This is a genomic window from Alcaligenes sp. AB3, from assembly GCF_031844565.1.
GTDB lineage: Bacteria > Pseudomonadota > Gammaproteobacteria > Burkholderiales > Burkholderiaceae_B > Alcaligenes > Alcaligenes faecalis.
The window spans coordinates 170,135-192,147 of the sequence record NZ_JAUZVM010000003.1 but is presented as its reverse complement, the minus strand read 5'-3'; the positions used below and the strand labels follow the sequence as shown (position 1 = coordinate 192,147).

The window sequence follows — 22,013 nt, the reverse complement described above, 5'->3', positions numbered from 1 at the left end:
CAGATCGGCCTCAGACCATGTCAGCATCCTGCCCTGCATCGGGGTACTGGCTCAAGGTCGCCAAAAACTCCGAAGGCGGATAGGCAAAGGTCTTTTTAAAGGCCACTGAATACGCGCTCAGGCTTTCATAGCCGCTTTCCAGCGCCGCCTGCGTGATGGATTTGCCTTGCAGCAGAAACTGGATCGAGGCCATCAGCCGCATCTGTTGCCGCCATTTCCCCAGATTCATCCCCGTGCTTTTCAGAAAACGCCGATGCAGGGTTTTCGGCGTCAAGGCGTATTGCTGCGCCACCTCATCCATCGTTTTTTGCTGTGCGGGCGAGCGCACCAGATCTTCGCAAATCCGCCGCATCAACTCATCTTCTGGCCAGGGCAAATGAAAAGGCAGGGGATGCAGCACGCGCAGCTCTTCAATCAATAGCTGGCCCAGCAGTGCGTCTCGTAAAGGTGGGTTTTCTTGCGGAATCACCTGTACCAGCGCGGCAATCAGTTCACGTACCAGTGGCGTGACATGGATCACGCAATCATGATCCGGCAGTTGCGCGGCCAGAATTTCATCAATAAACAAACCATGTACATTCACTGCGGTGGTCGCATTGAGCTGATGCGGCACACCGGGCCGCAACCAGACAGCCGTAGTAGGGGGCACCAGCCACTGACCGGTATCGGCCTGCACCAGCAGTACGCCTTCAGTGGCATACAAAAGATGCCCACGGTGGTGGCTATGGCGGGGCACTTCATGCCCGGCCGGGTAATGCTCGATCACCCCGCTGACCAGCAAGGGCGAGGTATCGGAGTGCGACAAGTCCAGCGCCCGCCCACCGCGTTCAGGGGATGCGTAGCCCATGTTCAGGAATGTCCAAAAAGATAAAATAAATGACTATTTTTTGATAGAAGGCCAAGTGCCTTGCAGTCTAAAGTGCTTTTATCGTCTTCATCAAGCATTTTGGGATTGAACCAGCTGTGACTCATTTGCACTTGCTATCGCTAGGCCTACTAGCCCTGACATCCGGTCGGGGTCCGTACGCCTGTGTGTGCGAATGGTCCTATCCTGGTTTCCCCAGACCCCGACTGTAGCCAGCTCCTTGGAGTAGGGAAGCCAGGTATGTCATTCCCTATATTCGAGGTTTTCATGCTGACTGATCCTTCCCGCAAATACCGTCCCTTTCCTGTCGTCAACTTGCCCGATCGCCAGTGGCCCCAACGCACCCTGAACAAGGCGCCCGTATGGTTGTCTACCGATTTGCGTGATGGCAACCAGGCCCTGTTCGAGCCCATGAATCGCGACCGCAAATTGCGCCTGTTTCAGGAGCTGGTCCGCATTGGTTTCAAGGAAATCGAGGTGGGTTTTCCGTCTGCCTCGCAAACGGATTTTGATATCGTCCGCCAGCTGATTGACGAGGGCATGATCCCGAATGACGTCACGCCCATGGTCATCACCCAGCTGCGAGAGGATCTGATTGAAACCACGGTACGCAGCGTGGCGGGGGCGCGTCGTGTGATTGTGCATTTCTACAATGCCATCGCACCAGCGTTTCGTGAAATTGTTTTTGGTATGGAAGTGCCGCAAATCATTGAAATGGTGCGGCACCAGGTGGAGCTGTTCAAGCGCCTGACGGCCCAGCATCCGGAAACGGAGTGGGTGTTGCAATACTCGCCTGAAACCTTTTGTATGGCAGAGCTGGAAGTGTCGCTGGCTGTCTGCAATGCGGCCATTGATGCCTGGGATGCAGGTCCAGCTCGACCCATGATCATCAATCTGCCCACCACAGTAGAAGTGACGACCGCGAACGTCTTTGCCGATCAGATTGAATGGATGGATCGCCATCTGGATAGACGTGAACATATCGTCCTGTCGGTACACCCGCATAACGACCGTGGCACAGGCGTTGCCTGCGCTGAACAAGCCATGCTGGCCGGTGCGCAGCGTGTCGAGGGCTGCCTGTTTGGCAATGGCGAGCGCAGTGGCAATCTGGATGTGGTGACCTTGGCTCTGAATCTGTATACCCAGGGTATTTCGCCAAACCTGGATTTCTCCGACATTTCAGCAGTGGCCCGTATCGCGGAAGAGGCGACTTCCTTGCCCATCCACCCGCGTCATCCCTATGTGGGTGATCTGGTCTTTACCGCTTTTTCCGGTTCTCATCAGGACGCGATTGCCAAGGGCTTCGCGGTGCAGAAAGAAGACGCCCCGTGGCGTGTGCCTTATCTGCCGGTTGACCCCAAGGATTTGGGCTGTACTTACGACAGCATCGTGCGTGTCAACAGTCAGTCTGGCAAAGGCGGCATCGCTTTCCTGCTGCAACGCGACTACGGCATTGTGATGCCGCGCCGCATGCAAGTGGAGTTCAGTGCCGTTGTTCAGCAGATAGCCGATTCCAGCGAAACGGAGTTGAACAGTCAGCAGATCTGGGAACTGTTTGAAACCACCTATCTGCAAGCCAGTCAGCGCCAAGGCAACACAAGCTACCGTACCCATCGTCTGTTCGATGAGGCACAAGGGCAGCAAGGTATAGAGCTGCAATGCGTGAATGCCAATGGCGAGACTGAAACCTATACCGGAACAGGCAATGGCCCGATTGCGGCGACGGTGGCAGCCTTGAGTCTGCCTTTGCGTATCGACAGCTACGAGGAACGTAGCCTGGGTTCTGGTGCAGACGCCTGCGCAATGGCGATTGTGGAAGCGGTCATGCCGGGTGTGCCTGGATCGAAATTTGGCGTGGGCAAGCACGCGAATATCATTACGGCCAGTGTGATGGCGGTGATGAATGCGGCGGCGCGTTTCGAGGAGGTGGAGGCATAAGCAGCTATCAAGCTGCGGTGGGCCGCGCTAGCTTCTGTGTGTAATACAACGGCGCGGACCACCTTTGACGGGTAAGTGGCTCTGAGTCAGGGGGCGACTCTGCTTGAAGAATGCTTTACATAGTTGTCTGTGGGCAGGTCTAGATTCACCACCTGGCTTAACCAGCGTGCCACCACCTGCAGTTCATCCTCCGTAAAGCCGTCGGATAGTTGCTGATTCAAGCCCTGTAACGTTGATTTGGCTTTGATGCTGGCTTCCTCACCAGCCGGAGTCAGCGTCAAACAAATCTTGCGCGTATCCACATCATCCGTCAGGCGTTGAATCAAGCCTGCTGCTTGCATGCGTTTGGATAGCCCGGTAATCGCAGCCGGAGCCACTTGCAAAGCGCTGGCTGCTTCTCCCACTGTGACCGAGCCTTGAGAGCGAATCAAGAACAACATGCCAACCTGAGCCGCGCTGATATCTGTCCAGGCCGAAGGCTGCTTCTGAATCCAGCGCTGCAAAGCCTTGTGGGCGTGGTTCAACAAAAAGACAAAGCGTGGCTGTGATTTCTGGCTCATTTTGGCGACGGCTGAAGGGGTATGGGTTAGGCGTTACGGGTTTGAGGCCGGGCCGGATTCGCTTTGTGCGATCAGCCAGTCAATCACTATAGGCCAAAGTGCCTCGGCATTGCGTTTACGAAAGAAGCCCATGTGCCCAATATGCGCCAAACCCAGTTTTTTATGCTCTAGTTGTAGCCTTTCTATAGGGGCTTTGCTCAGTTGTTCCAGCAGCCGGGAAATAGCTTGCGGATTCGCCCAGGGATCATCATCAAAACCCAGAACCAGTAAGGGAATATCGACCTGGCTGGCGCGTTTTTTGGCATCCAGCTGCGGGTCGTCATAAAAATATTGGGGCTTTTGCGTCCAGCGGCTCCATTGCTGCATGACGCCACGCGGAAGGTCCTCGCCAAAGCCCAAACGCCGAGTCGGCATATAGCCGCAAATGCCGCAAAGCACAGGAGTGAGCACTCGCATGATCAAACCCACCCGAAAGCGCTCCATGGGCTTTTCGATCAAAGCGGTAATCCCCGCATGAGACGCAATCATGACGGCCGCTTTCACGGAACGTGTCGCGGGAGAGATAGCAATCGCATGCCCACCAACGCTATGACCAATGGCCAAAATGGGCAGACCTTCAAAATGATGAGTAAGCCAATCCGTGACGTAAACCGCATCCTCCAGCATCCAGTCGGACATGGAGACATCGCATTGCCGTATGTCCTTCTGACGAGATCGGCCTATGCCCCGGTAGTCGTAGCTCAGAACAATGAAACCCAGGCTGTTCAGATGCTCAGCAAAAGGACGATAAAAATCCTGTGGAACGGCTGTGGCGGGGTGGATGATGATGCTCGCTTTGGCATCAGCAGCAGGCCATAGGGTTGCACTGATCGGGTCCTTGCCAGCTTGCTGAATCGTCACCTGTTGCATGCTTGTCTCTAATTTTAGTTAATGTGTTAACGATATTAGAGTGGCTTCAGAAGTGAGTCAATCCTGTCTCAAAGAGGGAAGAGGGGCCTGTGCTTGCAGCCAGGCCTTACATCTCTGCGACCAAGCCCTTGATTGCCTCGATATACCAGGCCTGATCATTAATCCTGTGTGTCAAAATAATCGGTGAAGTCGCCTGTGGTTCTTCTATCAGGCGATAGTGCAAATCGTTGCGCAGGCGCGCCGAGGTAGGGATCAGGCACAATCCGGAATCAGCCGCCACCAAGCCCAAGGCTGCTTGAATTTCCCCGGCCTCATAAACCTCTGCCGGGCGCACGCTGTGATCGTGCAACAGGTGCAGAACGTGGTCTGCAAAGCTGGGCCTGGGCTCTTTGGGATACACAATCAGTTTTTGGCCTTGCACTTTTTTCAGGCTCAAAGGCTTGTCCGAATCGGCCAGATCCGAACTGGGTGGAATGGCCAGGGCCAGTTGCTCTTCCCGCAGCACCGTTCTTTGCACCGACGCATCATTCAGCCGTATACGCCCAAAGCCCACATCAATCCGTCCCGATTTCAAAGCCTCCAACTGCTGCATGGAGGTCAGCTCCACCGTTTGCATATCCACTTCCGGATACTGATGCCTTAGCTTGCGCATCAAGGCGGGCAGGCCGCCATACAGAGTAGAAGCCACAAAGCCTATCGATAGGGTTTGTCGTTGATGCAGCCCGATCTGCCGTGTTGTATGCACCAGTTGATCCACCCGGCTCAATATCTGCAAGGCCTGCTCATAAAACACCCGTCCGGCTTCGGTCAGCCGTAAGGGGCGGTTATTGCGTAGCAGCAGTGTGACGCCCAGCTCCTCTTCCAGCAATTGGATCTGTCGGCTAAGCGGGGGCTGGGCCATATGCAGGCGTTCGGACGCCCGCGTGAAGTTGCGGGTTTCGGCAACGGCCACAAAATATTTGAGCTGACGTAGATCCATAAGGGAAAACCATACCTAGGCTGAATTGATGGTGTTTAGTTTCTTGATTTTTAATATTTATATCAGAAACTATACTCTTAAGGTATAGAACTAGACCTATTTAGTCTTGGAAATAGCGGGCCTGATTCGTGTTCAATCAAGCCATGGAACACACGCGATCTTCTCAACTTTTAGCAGCTCCGGCCCTGATCGAACGGGTGGAGACTTTGCTGCTGGATCTGCCTACGATCCGTCCTCATCAATTGGCGATGACGACCATGCAAGGCCAGACTTTGATGCTGGTGCGCTTGTACTGTTCGGACGGTACGGTGGGTGTCGGCGAGGGCACGACCATTGGTGGTCTGGCCTACGGCGCCGAGTCGCCCGAAGGCATGAAGCTGGCCATCGACACCTATTTCACTCCCTTGCTGCTGGGCGCCAATGCCAATGCTGTGCCTGCCATCATGGCCCGCTTGAACACGGCGATTCAGGATAACCGTTTTGCCAAGAGTGCGGTCGAAACGGCGCTGTTTGATGCCTTGGGCAAGCGCACCGGTCTGCCGGTTTCGCACCTGCTGGGTGGTCGCATGCGCGACAGCCTGCCGGTGGCCTGGACACTGGCGTCGGGCAATACCGCCAAGGATATTGATGAAGCCGAGCGCATGTTGGCGCAGGCTCGTCACCGTATTTTCAAACTCAAGATTGGTCGCCGCCCGGTAAAGGACGATGTGGCGCACGTGGCGGCCATCAAGAAAGCGGTGGGTGACCGTGCAGATGTTCGCGTGGATGTGAACATGGCCTGGAGCCCCTTGCAAGCCCAGTACGGGCTGGCTGGTCTGGTTGATGCAGGTTGCTCCCTGGTAGAGCAGCCGGTACGACGCGCCGATGCGCTGGCTGACCTGAAAGGTCGCTTCCCGATTGCCTTGATGGCCGATGAATCCCTGACTGGCCCGGCCTCTGCCTTTGAGCTGGCCCGTGACTGTGCTGCCGACGTGTTCGCCATCAAGATTGAACAGTCCGGTGGTTTGCGTGCAGGCTTGCAAGTCGCCGCGATTGCCGAAGCCGCTGGTATTGAATTGTATGGCGGCACCATGCTGGAAGGCGCGATCGGTACGGTTGCCGCTGCCCATGTGTTTGCCACAGTGAACCAATTGCAGTGGGGCACGGAACTGTTCGGGCCCTTGCTCTTGACCGAGGAAATCCTGGCAGAGCCGTTGAATTACAGCAATTTTGAATTACAGATACCTCAAGGGCCGGGTTTGGGTATCGTACTGGACGAGGATCGTGTCCAGTATTTCCGCCGCGACAGGACACAAATCAGTGTTGGCTCGGCTGCCTAGGCGCAATAAGAAGCCAGTCGTAGCGGCTTTGCTTGGAACACTTTTTTCAGGATATTAGGAGACACAGAATGAGCGTTAAGATTTTTGATACCCCCGATGTACAAGACTTCCTGCGTTTGGCTTCCGGCTTGGATCAGCCTGGTGGCAATCCACGCGTCAAGCAGATCATGTACCGCATCATCAGCGATCTGTTCAAGACCATTGAAGATCTGGAAATTACCAACGACGAGTACTGGGCAGCCGTGGCTTACCTGAACCGTCTGGGTACGGCCAGCGAAGCCGGTTTGCTTTCTCCCGGTCTGGGCTTTGACCGTTTCCTGGACATGCGCATGGACGCCATGGACAAGGAACTGGGTCTGGACAACGGGACTCCACGCACCATTGAAGGTCCTTTGTACGTATCGGGCGCTCCTGTGGCGCAAGGTTTTGTTCGCCTGGATGACGGTTCCGATACCGCTGGCGAAACCTTGATCATGCACGGTGTCGTGGCTGCTGCGGACGGCAAGCCTATCGCGGGTGCTCAGGTTGAAGTCTGGCACGCCAATACCAAAGGCTTTTATTCGCACTTTGACCCCACCGGCGAGCAACAGCCCTTCAATATGCGCCGCACCATCATTACCGATGAGAACGGTCGCTACAAGTTCCAGAGCATTGTGCCCAAGGGCTACGGCTGTCCTCCGGATGGTCCTACCCAAGGCCTGCTGAACGAGCTGGGCCGCCACGGTAACCGTCCTGCGCACATTCACTTCTTTGTGACGGCTCCTGGCCACCGCAAGCTGACCACGCAGATCAATATCGACGGCGATCCGCTGGTGTACGACGACTTCGCCTACGCCACTCGCGACGGTCTGGTGCCACCACTGACCGAGCACACCGATCCTGCCCGTATCGCTGCTGAAAACCTGGATGGTCCTTTTGCAGAGATCGTGTTTGATATTTCCTTGACCCCCTTGGTCGATGGCAAGGACAACCAGATCGTGAATCGTCCACGTCTGGCTGCCTAAGTCTTGCTTCAGTCCAGCGCCTGTGTTTGCCTAGTCAAACCAGGCCCTGGGCTGACTTGTTTTTGCTGTGCCTGACGTAAGGGCCAAGCCCATCCGTAGCGTCAGCGCTTTATACGGAGAACGGAGTGATCGATAAACAGGTAAGCAGTGTTGCACAGGCTTTGCATGATGTGCAGGACGGCGCCACGATTCTGGTCGGTGGTTTTGGAACGGCTGGCATACCCACAGAGTTGATCGACGGTCTGATCGAGCAAGGCGCTCGTGACCTGACTATCGTTAACAACAACGCGGGTAATGGCGATGTGGGGCTGGCGGCTTTGCTTAAAACAGGCCGGGTTCGCAAAATTATTTGCAGCTTCCCCCGTCAGGCTGATTCCTGGGTATTTGATGACTTGTATCGCAGCGGCAAGATCGAGCTGGAGCTGGTGCCTCAAGGCAATCTGGCCGAACGATTGCGCGCCGCCGGTGCGGGTATCGGTGGCTTTTTCTGCCCCACAGGCTATGGCACAGAACTGGCCAAGGGCAAGGAAACACGTTTGATCAATGGTCGCTGGCATGTCTATGAAGAGCCCATTCATGGAGATGTCGCCCTGATCAAGGCCGAGCGGGGGGACCGTTGGGGGAATTTGACCTACCGCATGGCGGCGCGCAACTTTGGTCCGGTCATGGCGACCGCGGCCCGCACCACCATTGCCAGTGTGTTTGAACTGGCGGAACTGGGTCAACTGGACCCTGAAACCATTGTGACGCCCGGCATTCACGTGCGCCGCGTCGTGGTGGTGCCGCGCAGTCGCACAGAAGCAGGTGGGTTCAAGGCATGAACGGACAGAGCATGAAGGGGGACAGCATGACGCTCAATTATCAGCGCCGCAGTAAAGACGAATTGGCGCAGCGCGTCGCTCAGGACATCCATGACGGCGCCTACGTAAATCTGGGTATTGGCATGCCAACCTTGGTGGCCAACCATTTGCCCGCCGGTGTGGAAGTGGTGCTGCATAGCGAGAACGGTATTCTGGGCATGGGCCCGGCACCGGCAGCCGGGCAGGAAGATTACGACTTGATCAATGCGGGCAAGCAGGCGGTGACGCTGCTGCCCGGTGGCGCGTTTTTTCATCATGCCGACAGCTTTGGCATGATGCGTGGCGGCCATCTTGATATCTGTGTGCTGGGCGCTTTTCAGGTGTCGGCTACCGGGGATCTGGCCAACTGGAGCACGGGCGAGCCCGGCGCGATTCCCGCCGTAGGCGGTGCCATGGATCTGGCCATTGGCGCGAAACAGACCTGGGTCATGATGGATGTGCTGACCAAGCAAGGCGTCAGCAAGCTGGTTGAACAATGCAGCTACCCCTTGACTGGCCTGGCTTGCGTCAAGCGTGTGTATACCGATTTGGCCACCCTGGCTTGCACACCAGAGGGTTTGCAGCTGATTGATCTGGTGCCCGGCTTGACCCATGAGGCACTGGAAGAAATGATTGGTTTGCCTATTGCCGCGGCCAAGCAGGGAGAGGGCCAATGACGGTCAGCCCCAGCGCCTTGAATACCGAACGGGGCATGTTCCGCGTCAGCGTGGAAGGTGATCCGCTGGCTCCGGCCCTGATTCTGAGCAACTCCCTGGGCACTACACAAGAAATGTGGAACCCGCAGGTGGCAGGTTTCGCCCAGTCCTACCGTGTGATTCGTTATGACACCCGTGGTCATGGCGGCAGCCCGGTCACCCCCGCCCCATACCGTTTCAAGGATTTGGGCCGTGATGTGCTGGCGATTCTGGACGCGCTGGATATCGAACGCGCTGCGTTTTGTGGCCTGTCCATGGGTGGTCACACCGGCTTGTGGCTGGGGGTGAATGCACCGGAGCGTTTGAATGCGCTGATCGTGTGCAATAGCGCGGCCAAGATTGGTACTGCCCAAGCCTGGCAGGAACGGGCCGACGCTTTGCGCCAAGGCGGTGCCGCCCAGATGCGTACTCTGGCGGACTCGGCGCCTTCGCGCTGGTTTGGTGAAGCCTTTATCCAGCAATCGCCCGAATTGGTCAAAGCCATGCAGGACAGTCTGGCCAAGCTGGATCCACTGGGTTACGCCGCCTGCTGCGATGCCTTGGCCGAGTCGGATCTGCGTAATCAGATCAGCCGTATTGCGGCACCGACCCTGCTGGTCGCTGGCGAATGGGACCCGGTTACGACAGTTGCCGATGCTCAGGCCATGCAAGCCAGTATTCCTGGCTCCAAAGTGGCGGTCGTACCGGCTTCGCATCTGTCCAATCTGGAAGCGCCCGAAGCCTTCGAGCGCGCCGTATTGAATTTTTTAGCCCAGGCCTGAGTGCCCGAGCGCTTGTTTTTAGAAAGGAACACCATGCTTTATCTGGTTCACATGATTGTTGATATCCCTGATTCCCTGCCAGCCGAAGAGGCTGCCCGTATCAAGGCCGAAGAGAAAGCCTACTCGCAGGATCTGCAACGTTCGGGCAAGTGGCCGCATATCTGGCGCGTGGTGGGTCAGTACGCCAACTACAGCGTGTTCGATGTAGAGAGCAATGAAGAGCTGCACAACCTGCTCAGCGCCTTGCCCTTGTTCCCTTACATGCAGATTTCCGTGACTCCCTTGGCGACACACCCTTCGGCCATTTAAGTTACGCAGCAGTAAAAAACTCAGGCTGCGATCCCAGCGCAGTCTGAGCACCGAGTAAAGTTGAGAATTCAAACAACAAGACTGGGGAGACAAAACGATGGGATTGAAAAGTGGATCGGCGTCGGTCTGGGTGGCCGGTTTTTTGTCGGTGTTGATTGCCTATGCCGGGCCTTTGCTGATCTTTATTCAGGCCGCACAAGTAGGCCGGATTGCCGATGCGGAGCTGATCTCCTGGATCTGGGCAATTTCCATAGGCGCTGGTTTGAGCGGTTTGCTCCTGAGTGCGTATCTGAAGCTGCCCATTATTACGGCCTGGTCCGCGCCGGGCACCGCCTTGCTGCTGACCCTGTTTCCAGGCATCACCATGCCTGAAGTGGTGGGGGCGTATCTTAGCGCCGCCTTGATTGTCGTCGTCATTGGTCTGACAGGCGGTTTTGAAAAGATTCTTTCCTTCATCCCCAAAGGCATTGCCGGGGGCATGATGGCCGGTATTTTGCTCCAGTTCGGTATGGCGGCGTTCAAGTCCAGCAGCGACATGCCTCCCATCGTACTGGTGATGCTGGCGGTGTACTTGCTGGGCAAGCGTTTCTTGCCGCGTTATGCGATTGTGCTGGTGGCCTTGTCTGGATTTGTGATGGCCATGGCCAGCGGCCAAGTGCATATGGAAGCGTTCCAGCTGGAGCTGGCCCACCCGGTGTGGGTGACTCCGGAATTCAATATCGCGACCTTGTTGAGCCTGACTTTGCCCTTGGTGCTGGTCAGTTTGACGGGGCAGTATCTGCCCGGCATGGCGGTCTTGCAGTTGGCGGGTTACCCCACACCATCGCGCCCCGTGCTGGCAGGCACCGGCTTGGCCTCGATGCTGGTGGCCTGTTTTGGTGGCATCACCATTGTGCTGTCTTCCATTACTGCTGCCTTGTGTACGGGCAAGGATGCCCATCCCGATCCGGACAAGCGTTATGTGGCCGGTATTGCCAATGGCGTGTTTTATCTTTTGGGCGGCACTTTTGCCGGCTCGATTGTGTATTTGTTTACCGCTTTGCCCGCCTCCTTGATTGCAGCCCTGGCGGGTCTGGCTTTGATAGGGGCCATTGTGGCCAATGTGCGGGTGATGGTCAGTGAAAGCGGCTATATCGAGCCGTCTGTCATCACATTTCTAACTACCGCATCAGGTATGAGCCTGTTTGGACTGGGCGCCGCATTTTGGGGCGTGGTGTTTGGCTTGGTGGCTTATCGCCTGCTTGGGTCCAAACATAAGTGAAAAAAAGGAAGAGACTATGAATCAGTTGGCACTATCCCTTGATCAAGTATTGGAGCCTGTGTTGGCCGTATTGCCACAGCGCCGCTGGGATCTGGATCGTTTGCGCGTTCTCTTGCAATTGAACGTGTCGCCAACGGTGACCGTAGTCGGTAAATACAATCACGGTAAAAGTCGTCTGCTCAATGAGTTGATGGGCAGTGATGTGTTCAATGTGGCTGACCGCCGTGAAACTGTCGCGCTGGCCGAGCATGTGCATGAAGGTGTGCGCTGGCTGGATGCGCCGGGCCTGTATGCAGACGTGGCCTTGCAGGATGATGCCCTGGCACGTGAAGCCATGGGCTTGCAGGCGGATATTCGCCTGTTCGTACACGCTGCCAAAGAAGGTGAGCTGGATGCCTTGGAAAGCAATTTGCTGCAAGAGTTGGCTGCAGATCATCAGCGTTCGCAGCGTCAGAACCTGATGGTCATCAGCCAGATTGACCAGTTGGCCGATGACGAACAACAAGAGAAAGTGCTGGGTGCGATTCAGCAGCAGTGTGCCGGTGTGACGTTGCATCCGGTGTCCAGCACCCGCTATCGCCAGGGTCGTGAAGGTGGCAAGCAGCGCATGCTGGAGAAAAGCGGAATCCCGGCTTTGCAGGCTTCTTTGGAAGCTGCCTTGAAGCGTGTGCCGCAAGCCCGCGAGTTCGAGCGTGAAGCCTTGCTGACCGAGCTGACGCAAGAATTGAACGCCTTGCAGCAAATGCAAGAGCAAAGTTTGCACAGCCTGCAGCAGACGCAAAAGCAGCAGCATAGTGATTTTGTTGAAGGTCTGCGCAAGATTCTGGAAGGTATCGAGAAGGATCTGGAGCCGGTGGTCAATGCCCCCGGTGTGGATCATTCCCTGGTGCCGGATACCTTCGAGTTTGGTTTCAAGATGACGGCAGGCAAGCAAGAGCGTGCCCGTTTGCAGATTGCCTATTCGCGTGCGTGTATCGCGATCAATGGTCACCTGGTAGAGTACGGTGCTGTAGGCTTGCCAGCGGCGCAACGTACCTCGGTGCGCAGCATGGATACCGTCATGATTGCGGTGATGGGCGTTTCAGTGAAGTACCGTGCGGATCTGCGCCGCATCTTCTGCGAACAGGCCGGACGCGACAAGCTGGTTCAGGACTTCACCCATTATTTTGAAGTTTCGGACGGCCGCGTGGCTTTGGAAAAGCAGATCGAAACGACTGAAAGCCAGCTTGAGCAAACGCGCCAGGCGTTGGAAGGTCTGTCCACATTGGAGCATGCGTAATGTCCGTGGAAAGTACGTTTATCAAGGCGGTTGCGGAGCTCAATCCTGCCAGTCAGGATATGCAGCCCGCTATTGCCAGGATGGAGCAGTGGCTGGCGGATTTGGGCCAGACGACCGTGGCGCAATCCTTGTCCGGCACGGCTTTGGTCGAGCAGGGCGTATTGGCGCAAAGTGCTCAACAAGTGAATCAACAGTTGCAAGCACAAAGAGAAGCCTGGGCGGCTTCCTGGTCTGCATTGGCACCGGCACAGGAATTGGCGGACCGTTTCCGCGATCGCATCATGCTGCTGGTGTTTGGCTCCTTTAATGCTGGTAAAAGCTCCTTGTGCAATTTCCTGGCGGATCGTTTTCGTCGTCAGGGTCATAGCGTTGATTTCTTCCGTCTTGCCGATGGACAGATGCAGCCCATGCCTGAGGGTTTTCAGGAAGGCGCAACGGAAACCACGGTTGCCTTGCAAGGTGTGTGTCTGGGCGAGAAGCTGGTATTGCTGGATACCCCTGGTTTGCACTCGGCCAATGCGCATAACGCTGCTTTGACGCAGCAGTTTCTGGAAAGCACGGATGCGCTCTTGTGGCTGAGCAGCTCCAGCGCACCGGGGCAGGTTCAGGAACTGGGCGATTTGCTGGTGGAACTGCGCCGCAACAAACCCTTGTTGCCGGTAATTACCCGCAGCGATCGCATCGAAGAAGATGAGATCGACGACGAGATCGTCAAAGTGCTTTGCAACAAGACGGCCGATAACCGCCAGTTGCAGGAAGAGGACGTGATGACGCGGGCAGCGCAGGCGCTGAACCATTGGGGTCTGAGCAGTGAGTTGCTCAAACCGGCCGTTTCCCTGTCCGTGCATATGGCGCGCAGTCAGCAGGACGAAGAGCAGGGCTTGGAGCAAGCGGGTTTCGAGCGCTTGTATCTGGCGGTGCAAAACTTGCTGAAACCTGCCTTGGCGTACAAGCAGCGCAAACCTGCCGAGCTGCAATTGCACCATATTGAAGAGGCAATCCTGAGTCCTTTAACGCAAACGCTGGAGCAGGCCGCTGATCAATTGCGTCAGCGTATTGAAGAACAAACAGTAGTCTTGCAAGGAGCCGTCCAGGCTCTGACCGAAGGCACCTGGCGGCGAGTCGTGCCCCAATTGCCCGAGGTGCTGGAAAAACATGCCGCTCAGCAAGATGTTGCCGCTGTGCGTACCGAGCTTGGCCAGAACATAGGCAAGGCATTTGCAGAGCTGAGCCAGACGGTTCTGGCGAATTTCCAGCTGACTCAACCAGACTTGCCGACACTGAATCTGCCTGCACATATTGGATATGAGGTGTTCCAGGAGCAGGGGGAAGGGCAAGCGCCGCTGATCGACTACAACCGTCTGTACATGAGCTTGAATGATGGGGTGATGAATGGCGCCCAGGAGCTTGCGGAACAGGTGGTGGAGCAGGCTGAACAAAGTCTGGAACAGCTCAAGCAGGAGTTGATTGAATTGGAAGATGCTGTGGCTGATCAGGCTCAGGCTTTGGAGGCAATCAAGCACCAATTGCACGCTGCGTGAGGCAGTATTAATTCGGTTTTGCATTGCCATGCAAAACACAGAAAACCGGCTGGATAGCGGTCAACCCCCAAGCTGATTTCATGGATTGTGGCTTATTTGTTGAAATGCTAATGAGAATTGTTAGCATTTCGATATTTATGTTTTAAATCGAAGATGAAGTCGCTATGATGGTTTGTACAGCATCCATGCCTTAGCCAAGAGCCGTTTTACGGCTCTTGGCGTCTGTAGTAGGCAAACCTGGATTGCGTAATTTTCTGGGGGCGCATGGCTATGAAACCGAAAACAAGCCACTACTTTTTACCCAATAAGGGAAGCTCGCCTAACTGGCGCCAACACCTGCGCCTGTGGGTTGGACTCATCATCTCCATGGGGGGCGTCTGGGCGCTCTGTCATCAGTTCTGGCTGTACGCACAAGATCACCCGGTGGTCTTGCAGGCCCTGGTGGGCGGCTCCATCGCGGCACTGGCCACAGCACTGGGCACCGTGCCCGTCATGTTTTCTCAAACCATGTCGCAGCGTACGCAAGATACGCTGTATGGCTTTGGGGCGGGGGTGATGCTGGCCGCTTGTGCTTTCTCGCTGGTTCTGCCGGGTCTGGAAGCGGCACAGAGCCAGCAAGTGTTTGGCGGTGGTGCTTGGGGCGCAGGTTCCGCTGTGGGCCTGTCCATCTTGTTGGGTGCCGCAGCCTTGATGCTGCTTGATCGCATCCTGCCACACGAGCACTTTATCAAAGGGCGTGAAGGCCCTGGCAGCGCCTCGTCTACCAAGCTGCGCCGCACCTGGCTGTTTGTGATTGCCATTACGTTGCACAACTTCCCGGAAGGCTTGGCCATTGGCGTGGGCTATGTGGGTAATGAAGGTGTGCGCGCCAATGCGCTGGCCACGGGTATTGCCATTCAGGACGTGCCTGAAGGTTTGGTGGTGGCGCTGGCCTTGCTGGCCGCCGGTTACAGCCGTGCTTTCTCTGTCGTTTTAGGCATGGCCAGTGGCTTGGTTGAGCCGGTCGGGGCGGTGCTGGGTGCGGTGGCTGTTAGCAGTTCGCTGGTACTTCTGCCTTTTGGTCTGGGCTTTGCGGCGGGTGCCATGCTGTTTGTGATCAGCCACGAGATCATTCCTGAATCGCACCGGCAAGGACATGAAACCTTTGCGACGGGTGGTTTGATGATCGGCTTTGTCCTGATGATGTTGCTAGATACGGCCTTAGGATAAGCAGGTCCGCAAAAAAATAGCTTGAACAAGCTTGTCTTGTTTCAGGCTATTTTTTTGGCTTTGGCTTTGGCTTTGGCTTTGGCTTTGGCTTTGGCTTTGGCTTTGGCTTTGGCTTTGGCTTTGGCTTTGGCTTTGGCTTTGGCTTTGGCTTTGGCTTTGGCTTTAGATCCGCGCATGAATGCCTGGCAAGATTGTTCCCGACAAGGTTTTTGCTTTATTTCTGCTGAACCCTGCATGGTCACGGCGCAGCAAGCAGCCCGAACATCAGTTAATAAAGACCTATACTAAGGCCCCTGTTTGGGGTAGCCCCGAGCTTGTTTTTTATCCCGCCTCGTCACAGCATCTTGTATCTGTCCAGGCGCTTCTTTGGCAGTGATTTCCAGCATGCTACGCATAGAAAATCTCAGTAAAAACTATGGCGATTATCCCGTTTTCAAAGGGCTGACTCATACATTTCAGCCAGGCTGCGTGGCGCTTTGTGAAGAAGACAGCACCGGTAAATCCACTTTGCTGAATATCATTGCAGGTTTGCTCGAACCGGATGCGGGGGAAGTGTGGATAGACGGGCATTCACTGATGAAAGCCCCCCGACAAGCCCGCGCCCGTATGGCTTATGTGCCGGACAACTGCATGCTGTTTCCGTCCCAGACAGGCCGCGAACTGCTGGAACAAATCGCCGCAGAAAAGAACACCCATGTGGATGACAATGCGCTGGATCTGGCCTGCCGATTAGGGCTGGAGCCACACTTGGACAAGCGCTTTGAGCAGATGTCCACAGGCACGCGCCGCAAGGTATTTCTGACGGCGGCGGCCTTGGGTGACCCAGCTGTGATTATTGCCGATGGCCCTAGCAACGGCCTGGATACGCAGGCTCGTGCCGCTTTGGCGGAGCAGTTCCAGATCTGGTCGCAAGAACGTGTTGTGCTGTTCGCCAGCTACGATGCCGAGTTGCTTGAGGCTTGCGGAGCAGAAATAATCAATATTGCCGAGCTGGTTTAGACCTGGGGCCGTGCCCGCTATCTACAAGTTAATCAGCCTGAAGAAAGAGGCAGAGAACGCTTTGGAGAACAAGCGTCTTCTGCCTCTTTTGCCGTGAGTGTTTCCTGATCAGCCCATAAATTCGGCAATCCTACGGATTCTTTCCGCCGTTCAGATCCCTACTATGGTTCTGCCAACCAAACCAAAAGAAAGGAGACGACATGGCAACAGGATATATTTGGAACACACTTTACGGCTGGGTAGATACCGGGACGGGCAGTCTTGCCTCGGCCAATCTGGGTGCCCGTTTGCAGCCGATCAGCCACCACCTGGCTCATCCCGATACGAAGCGCCGCTTTCACGAGCTGGTTTGTGCCTCCGGTCAAATTGATCATCTGACCAGCATCCAGGCCAAGCCTGCACGCGACAAGGATATTTTGCGTGTTCATACGGCCGAGCATCTGGAAAACATGAAGCGTGTCAGCGCCTTGCCAACCGGCGGCGATACGGGCGATGGCATAACCACCATGGGGAATGGTGGCCTTGAAATTGCCATGCTTTCCGCGGGTGGCGCCATTGAGATGGTCAAGAAAGTGGTCAGCCGGGAAGTCAGCAATGGCTATGCGCTGGTGAACCCTCCTGGTCACCATGCCCCCCGTGCCGGGGCAATGGGCTTTTGCATTTTCAATAACACCTCGGTGGCGGCGGCGTATGCTCGCGAGGAATTGGGTCTGGATCGTGTCGCCATTCTGGATTGGGACGTGCACCACGGGAATGGCACGCAGGATATCTGGTGGAATGATCCTTCGGTTCTGACTATTTCTCTGCACCAGCATCTGTGCTTTCCGGCCAATAGCGGCTTTACGACTGAGCGTGGTGAGGGTGAAGGCCTGGGTTACAACTTGAACATCCCCCTGCCTCCTGGCGGCGGGAATGCCGCCTACCTCTATGCCATGGAAAAAGTGGTGTTACCTGCGCTGCGCGCCTATAAACCGCAGCTGATTATTGTGGGTTCGGGCTTTGATGCCAGCATGATGGACCCACTGGCACGCATGATGGTGACGGCTTCCGGTTTCCGGCAAATGGCGCGTCAGGTGATCGACTGCGCCGAGGAAGTCTGCGAAGGACGTATCGCCTTTGTGCAGGAAGGGGGTTATAGCCCACATTACTTGCCATTCTGCGGTCAGGCCGTGATTGAAGAGCTGACTGGCGTACGTACGCTGGCTGATCCTTACGCGGAGTTCCTGGGCGGGATGGGTGGCGATACGCTGCTGGATGCAGAACGTGCTTGCGTGGATGAGGCGGCAAACTTGCTAAGCGGTCTGCGTTAACTCGCCTTTATGCGCATGGCTTGAACGGCACCTCGGACCTTGCCGTTTAGTGGCAAAGTCCGGGCACCGCCGCTAGGATCGCACCATGCGCATCCGGCACATACCAATGATTCAGAGCCGCTTGGACAGCGGCTTCTGTTCGTCTGGTAATGCCCAGCTTGCGCAGCAAGGACGTGACATGCGAATGCACGGTGCGCTCGCTCAAAAACAGACTGGCTGCAATTTCCCGGTCGGTATAGCCCGTCACTAGCCAGCCCAGCACCTGCATTTCCTTGGCACTGAGCGCAGCGGGTAAGGGGGCAGGCACCAGTCGCACCAGAACATCGCCCTTGGGAAAACGCTGCGCTTGCAGTCGATAGCTTCGTTTGCCTTCCAGCCAGAACGCTTGCAAGGTCGAGGTTTCCTGGCCCATGAAGGACAAGGCTTTAGCCAGTGCGGGGCTGAACTGGGAAGCGTCAGAGAGCATGTCCTCACGCATGATCAGCCCGCCTGCCTGTGGCACCAGATGCAAGACGACGCCGTTTTGCGAGACCATGTTTTGCATGGCATCTTCCAGCAAGATTTTCGCGCCCAGTGCCAGTGTACGCACGTGGCGATTGAAGCTTCCTGCTTGTTGGGAAGAGAAGTGGATCATCCCCAAGTACGAGTCCCCGCGCTGTAGTTCTACCGTCATCCCATCCTGAAACCCGCCGCGAAGCAGAGCATCGGTATAAATGGCAGTACTGCGAAAGGGTGGATCCATGGTGTCCGAGCACTCGGAAATAGAAGGCGGCAGCAAATCGTGCGGAGAGGCCTGTGCTGTAAATCCCGGTGCGTAGATTTGTGGAAAGCCCGTTCCCAAGGCAGAGGCACAGTTCAGGTTATAGCCTTCGCAATGCAACTCCAGATGTGTACGGCTTTGCGGTGCACACCCCAAAAGCTGCACCGCATCGAAGTGAAACAGGGAACGCAGGGATTGAATACGGTCGCAGAGACTCAACATGACGGGGCCTGAGAACGAGTTTGGTAAGGGTGCTAACAATCAACATAGCGTTTGGTGATTGAGAGCGCAATTGGGCCAAACCCAGGCTTGGAAGTGGGGCCGAGTATGGGTGCATCCCCAAAGCAAAAACCCTCCAGAAGTGGAGGGTTGCTTGAAAAAGGCGGCAAGCCGAAGCGTTTAACGTCACCTATCTCCGAGTAGAGAGATAGGGTTACGGCAGGTTGTAAAACGACACGCTGTAAAACTGCCTTATTTAACGGCTTCCAGATATCGTCTCAGCACTTCGGGCCAGTTGATCACATTGAAGAAGGCTGCAATGTATTCAGGCCGACGATTCTGATACTTCAGGTAGTAGGCATGCTCCCATACGTCCAGGCCCAGAATGGGTGTGTTGCCGTGCATCAGTGGGCTGTCCTGATTGCCGGTGCTCTCTACCACCAGTTTCTTTTCTGGCGTCACACTCAGCCAGGCCCAGCCACTGCCAAAGCGTGAAATTGCCGCTTTGGTGAAGGCGCCCTTGAATTGCTCGAATCCACCCAGATCCCGGTCTATGGCGTGGGCCAGATCCTTGGGTACGCTGGTATCGGCATCCGGTGTCATGACCGTCCAGAACAGGCTGTGATTGGCATGGCCGCCGCCGTTGTTGCGCACTACATTGCGCACGGACTCGGGCAGTTTTTCCAGCCCGGCAACCAGTTCATCAATAGGTGGACTGGGCAAGTTGGCCGCTTCCAGTGCTGCATTCAGATTGTTGATATAGGTCTGATGGTGCTTGCTGTAGTGAATTTCCATGGTCTGGGTGTCGATATGAGGTTCCAGAGCATGGTAGGCATAAGGCAGGGCAGGTAAGGTGTAAGACAAAACGCACTCCTCGATAAGCCCCAGGCCGGTCGCGCCTGGGGGACAGAATGAAACTTAATGAGAAAAAGAGCGCTCCTGCGGGCTGACCGCCCCTAAGAACAGGGCAGAGCAGGTAGGGACATGATGGGGATAGCGGCGTGCATAGCGCGCCAGCTCGGCATAGGTGCGTCGACTATGTTGCCAGGCGGCCATGCGCCAATCATCGGCCAAGTGCGTGTTGGCTGCCGCGCAGCATAAGGTTTCATGCGCGGTACACAGGTGCAGGCCCTGCTCGTCGCTTTGACCCAGCTGTTCGCAGGCATCGGCCAGATTCAAATGGGCAATGACCCAGGCGGCAATGGTGGCGTCGGCCCCTTCACAAGAGCCAAACAGCAGCGGTTTTACATACGCGCGCGCCTGTTGGTAGTGCGCGATGGCATCGGTGTAATTGTGGGATTGAAAGGCTTGGTTGCCTTGCGTGATCAAACTGCGCCAGGAGGCCAGTTCGTCGCGTTGGGTAAGAGCGTGTTGGGGCTGTTGGGCGAGTGTCTGCATGCATTGCTCCTGATAAAAGGTAGCGCATCAATAGTGAAATTAATGATAATGATTTGCATTTATATTATCAAGGAAATCCAAAAAGCAAATCGTAAGCAGATCAAACGCCAGTCGGAGAGAGGCAGGAGGCGGTCTCTGAAGCCAGTAGTGATGCGGCTTTGCAGGCTTGGTAGGCGTACTTAGGTGTATACCCTGTAGCGTCAATGTTCTTGTTTCAGATCAAGCCCAAGTTGGCTGCAGGACAAGAAAAAAGGCTGAAAGCCCGGGAGCTTTCAGCCTTGATTTCCGCTTGTCTGAACCGTCTTAACGACGTTTTACCGACAGCTCATATTCCATATCCTGGTCGTAGCTACCCAAAGACATGGCTTTGACTTCGTACTCGCCCGCTTCCAGCTGGACTTCCAGACGTGCGTTCATGTCGCCGCCGCTATCATCGTCTTCGGCAACGGTTTGACCGTCTTTACGCAGCACCAGGTAGGTGTCGAAGATAGGCGAGGTCATGTCAATGACGTAGCTGCCAGGCTGACGTACGGTCAACTGGTAGCTGTCGCTGGTGATGCCTTGCAGCATCAGGGCCTGGCGAGGCTCACCCACACGGATGGTACCGCCGCCGGCATTGGCAGGGACTTCATCGGCCGAGGCGGACAGGGCAAACAAGCCGGCCTGGTTGGAGCCAGAAATCTTCACCTGGTGTTCGCCTGCAGCCAGTACGCCGCGGACGCGTTGCTGGCCAGCTTCATCACCGTATTGGTTGGCACTGGTGGAATCCACTTCCATCGTGGCCTGGAAGCCCTGGGCATCCATTTGCACGGTGACCAGTTTGGGTTCGGACAAGGTGAAGCTGTAGGTTTGGGTTTCACCTGTGAACAGGCCAGTTTTGCCATCGCCGTCCAGAGTCAGGCTGTCGCCGTTTTTCAGCTCGATCTCGCCGGTCATCTCTTCGGGTTTGATCTGCAGCGAGAAGCCGCCCTGGAAGTTTTGCGAACCCATGGCCGAGCTGGCCTGCACAATGTATTCGCCCGCTTTCAGGTAAACCTGCAGACGTGCATCAGTGCCGCCACCGCTGTCATCATCCGAGGCCAGTTCCATGCCGCGACGGTCCATCAGCTTCAGATAGGCGTCCAGGCTGTTCTGCTCGGCCTTCATGGCAATGCTGTACAAGCCGTCTTTCTCGATATTCAGGCGGTAGCGTTTCTGGCCGCCCAATGCCCAGTCATGAATGGTCTGGTCTTGGGTCAGCGGGTCACCTGTGTAGGCTTTCAGAGTGTCGACGACGACCTGGAAAGGGCCGTAGGAGCTGGTGTTGAAACCGCTGACAACCACCTGGTAGGTGTCGTTGAAATCAGCCTTGAAGCCCAGTGTGGTGGCCTGGCCTTTGGTCTCGCTCTCGGGGCAGTCCTCGCAGCGCTGAGTACGTGTTACCAGCTCGCCGTTGCGCAGCACGCTGATTTGCGGACGCAAAGGGCCGCTAACGCTGATCTTGATGATCTGGCCAGCCTCAGCCTTCACATCAAACAAGCTGCTGCGTACGCCATCGCTCAGGTTCAAAAAGCTTTTGCTGGTCAATTCGCCAGAGACAGATTGGCCCAACACCAGAGTTTGGGAAGCACCGATGGTGCTGGGGGCGCTGACCGGGCCGCTTGCCGGTACGGGTACGTTTTTGGCGTAATAAATAGCGCCACCGGCGCCGATGACGACGCCCAACAAGGCTGCAAATAGGGTAGTTGGCTTCATGATCTCTGAAGAGTAAAAGTAAGGCACCGATGAGCCGGCGGCCGTTAGCGGGCGATTGTACTGGAGCTGGGAGAGCCAGCGCACGCTATTGCAACAAGATACTA

General features: G+C 56.0%; 22 protein-coding genes. 14 read left to right on the top strand and 8 right to left on the bottom strand.

The genetic code is table 11. From position 1 onward, the window contains the following. Positions 1-10 precede the first annotated feature (10 nt). Positions 11-847: a helix-turn-helix transcriptional regulator gene (locus Q9R35_RS08370; RefSeq protein ID WP_311219653.1), complete on the bottom strand. Its 837-nt coding sequence runs from the start codon at positions 845-847 to the stop codon at positions 11-13. Positions 848-1,132: 285 nt separating this feature from the next. Between Q9R35_RS08370 and Q9R35_RS08365 the strand changes: the two genes are divergently transcribed. Next, on the top strand, positions 1,133-2,803 hold the full coding sequence (locus Q9R35_RS08365) for a 2-isopropylmalate synthase (RefSeq protein WP_311219777.1): 1,671 nt from the start codon (positions 1,133-1,135) through the stop codon (positions 2,801-2,803). Positions 2,804-2,889: 86 nt separating this feature from the next. Here the strand turns inward: Q9R35_RS08365 and Q9R35_RS08360 are convergent, their stop codons facing one another. The 3 genes from Q9R35_RS08360 to Q9R35_RS08350 all read right to left on the bottom strand — a co-directional run bounded on the left by Q9R35_RS08360 (position 2,890) and on the right by Q9R35_RS08350 (position 5,251). Continuing rightward, positions 2,890-3,363, bottom strand: coding sequence for a MarR family transcriptional regulator (locus Q9R35_RS08360; protein WP_311219652.1), 474 nt, complete (start codon positions 3,361-3,363; stop codon positions 2,890-2,892). 33 nt (positions 3,364-3,396) lie between these two features. Further along, the gene (locus Q9R35_RS08355) at positions 3,397-4,272 is read right to left on the bottom strand and encodes an alpha/beta fold hydrolase (protein ID WP_311219651.1); all 876 of its coding nucleotides are present in this window, start codon (positions 4,270-4,272) and stop codon (positions 3,397-3,399) included. A 106-nt stretch (positions 4,273-4,378) separates the two neighbouring features. Next, the gene (locus tag Q9R35_RS08350; protein WP_045931487.1) at positions 4,379-5,251 is read right to left on the bottom strand and encodes a LysR family transcriptional regulator; all 873 of its coding nucleotides are present in this window, start codon (positions 5,249-5,251) and stop codon (positions 4,379-4,381) included. 143 nt (positions 5,252-5,394) lie between these two features. Here Q9R35_RS08350 and Q9R35_RS08345 point away from each other — a divergent pair, with 143 nt between their 5' ends. From Q9R35_RS08345 to Q9R35_RS08285, 13 genes are all read left to right on the top strand, one after another. Next, entirely contained in the window at positions 5,395-6,570 is a 1,176-nt protein-coding gene (locus tag Q9R35_RS08345) for a muconate/chloromuconate family cycloisomerase (protein ID WP_171902900.1), read from the top strand. 68 nt (positions 6,571-6,638) lie between these two features. Continuing rightward, on the top strand, positions 6,639-7,574 hold the full coding sequence (catA, locus tag Q9R35_RS08340) for a catechol 1,2-dioxygenase (RefSeq protein WP_042480043.1): 936 nt from the start codon (positions 6,639-6,641) through the stop codon (positions 7,572-7,574). 125 nt (positions 7,575-7,699) lie between these two features. Then, the gene (locus Q9R35_RS08335; protein WP_009454565.1) at positions 7,700-8,395 is read left to right on the top strand and encodes a 3-oxoacid CoA-transferase subunit A; all 696 of its coding nucleotides are present in this window, start codon (positions 7,700-7,702) and stop codon (positions 8,393-8,395) included. Between the two features lie 26 nt (positions 8,396-8,421). After that, positions 8,422-9,090, top strand: a complete 669-nt coding sequence (locus tag Q9R35_RS08330) for a 3-oxoacid CoA-transferase subunit B (RefSeq protein WP_035268747.1) — start codon at positions 8,422-8,424, stop codon at positions 9,088-9,090. Beyond that, the gene (gene pcaD / locus Q9R35_RS08325) at positions 9,087-9,890 is read left to right on the top strand and encodes a 3-oxoadipate enol-lactonase (protein WP_063692658.1); all 804 of its coding nucleotides are present in this window, start codon (positions 9,087-9,089) and stop codon (positions 9,888-9,890) included. Before Q9R35_RS08330 ends, pcaD begins: the two co-directional genes overlap by 4 nt. Before the next feature lie 33 nt (positions 9,891-9,923). Continuing rightward, positions 9,924-10,199, top strand: a complete 276-nt coding sequence (gene catC, locus Q9R35_RS08320; protein ID WP_009454559.1) for a muconolactone Delta-isomerase — start codon at positions 9,924-9,926, stop codon at positions 10,197-10,199. A 97-nt stretch (positions 10,200-10,296) separates the two neighbouring features. Then, positions 10,297-11,460 carry a benzoate/H(+) symporter BenE family transporter gene (locus Q9R35_RS08315; protein WP_063692660.1) on the top strand — a complete coding sequence of 388 codons (1,164 nt, stop codon included), beginning with the start codon at positions 10,297-10,299 and terminating at the stop codon, positions 11,458-11,460. A gap of 16 nt (positions 11,461-11,476) precedes the next feature. After that, complete coding sequence (locus tag Q9R35_RS08310; RefSeq protein WP_311219650.1) at positions 11,477-12,739, top strand: GTPase; 1,263 nt, start codon at positions 11,477-11,479, stop codon at positions 12,737-12,739. Continuing rightward, positions 12,739-14,280 carry a GTPase gene (locus tag Q9R35_RS08305; protein ID WP_311219649.1) on the top strand — a complete coding sequence of 514 codons (1,542 nt, stop codon included), beginning with the start codon at positions 12,739-12,741 and terminating at the stop codon, positions 14,278-14,280. Before Q9R35_RS08310 ends, Q9R35_RS08305 begins: the two co-directional genes overlap by 1 nt. Positions 14,281-14,646: 366 nt before the next feature. Then, complete coding sequence (locus Q9R35_RS08300) at positions 14,647-15,489, top strand: ZIP family metal transporter (RefSeq protein WP_404977945.1); 843 nt, start codon at positions 14,647-14,649, stop codon at positions 15,487-15,489. Positions 15,490-15,510: 21 nt separating this feature from the next. Beyond that, on the top strand, positions 15,511-15,777 hold the full coding sequence (locus tag Q9R35_RS08295) for a hypothetical protein (RefSeq protein ID WP_311219648.1): 267 nt from the start codon (positions 15,511-15,513) through the stop codon (positions 15,775-15,777). Positions 15,778-15,873: 96 nt separating this feature from the next. Beyond that, positions 15,874-16,488 (top strand): ATP-binding cassette domain-containing protein, encoded by a 615-nt coding sequence (locus tag Q9R35_RS08290; protein WP_042482050.1) that lies wholly within the window; start codon positions 15,874-15,876, stop codon positions 16,486-16,488. A gap of 200 nt (positions 16,489-16,688) precedes the next feature. Beyond that, positions 16,689-17,798 (top strand): class II histone deacetylase, encoded by a 1,110-nt coding sequence (locus Q9R35_RS08285; protein ID WP_311219647.1) that lies wholly within the window; start codon positions 16,689-16,691, stop codon positions 17,796-17,798. A gap of 46 nt (positions 17,799-17,844) precedes the next feature. Here Q9R35_RS08285 and Q9R35_RS08280 read toward each other — a convergent pair whose 3' ends face one another. From Q9R35_RS08280 to Q9R35_RS08265, 4 genes are all read right to left on the bottom strand, one after another. Then, the gene (locus Q9R35_RS08280; protein WP_109089642.1) at positions 17,845-18,780 is read right to left on the bottom strand and encodes a helix-turn-helix transcriptional regulator; all 936 of its coding nucleotides are present in this window, start codon (positions 18,778-18,780) and stop codon (positions 17,845-17,847) included. A gap of 249 nt (positions 18,781-19,029) precedes the next feature. After that, positions 19,030-19,641, bottom strand: coding sequence for a superoxide dismutase (locus tag Q9R35_RS08275; RefSeq protein WP_311219646.1), 612 nt, complete (start codon positions 19,639-19,641; stop codon positions 19,030-19,032). 54 nt (positions 19,642-19,695) lie between these two features. Further along, the gene (locus Q9R35_RS08270; RefSeq protein WP_042480069.1) at positions 19,696-20,175 is read right to left on the bottom strand and encodes a hypothetical protein; all 480 of its coding nucleotides are present in this window, start codon (positions 20,173-20,175) and stop codon (positions 19,696-19,698) included. A gap of 303 nt (positions 20,176-20,478) precedes the next feature. Beyond that, positions 20,479-21,909, bottom strand: a complete 1,431-nt coding sequence (locus Q9R35_RS08265; RefSeq protein ID WP_042480071.1) for a hypothetical protein — start codon at positions 21,907-21,909, stop codon at positions 20,479-20,481. Positions 21,910-22,013 lie beyond the last annotated feature (104 nt).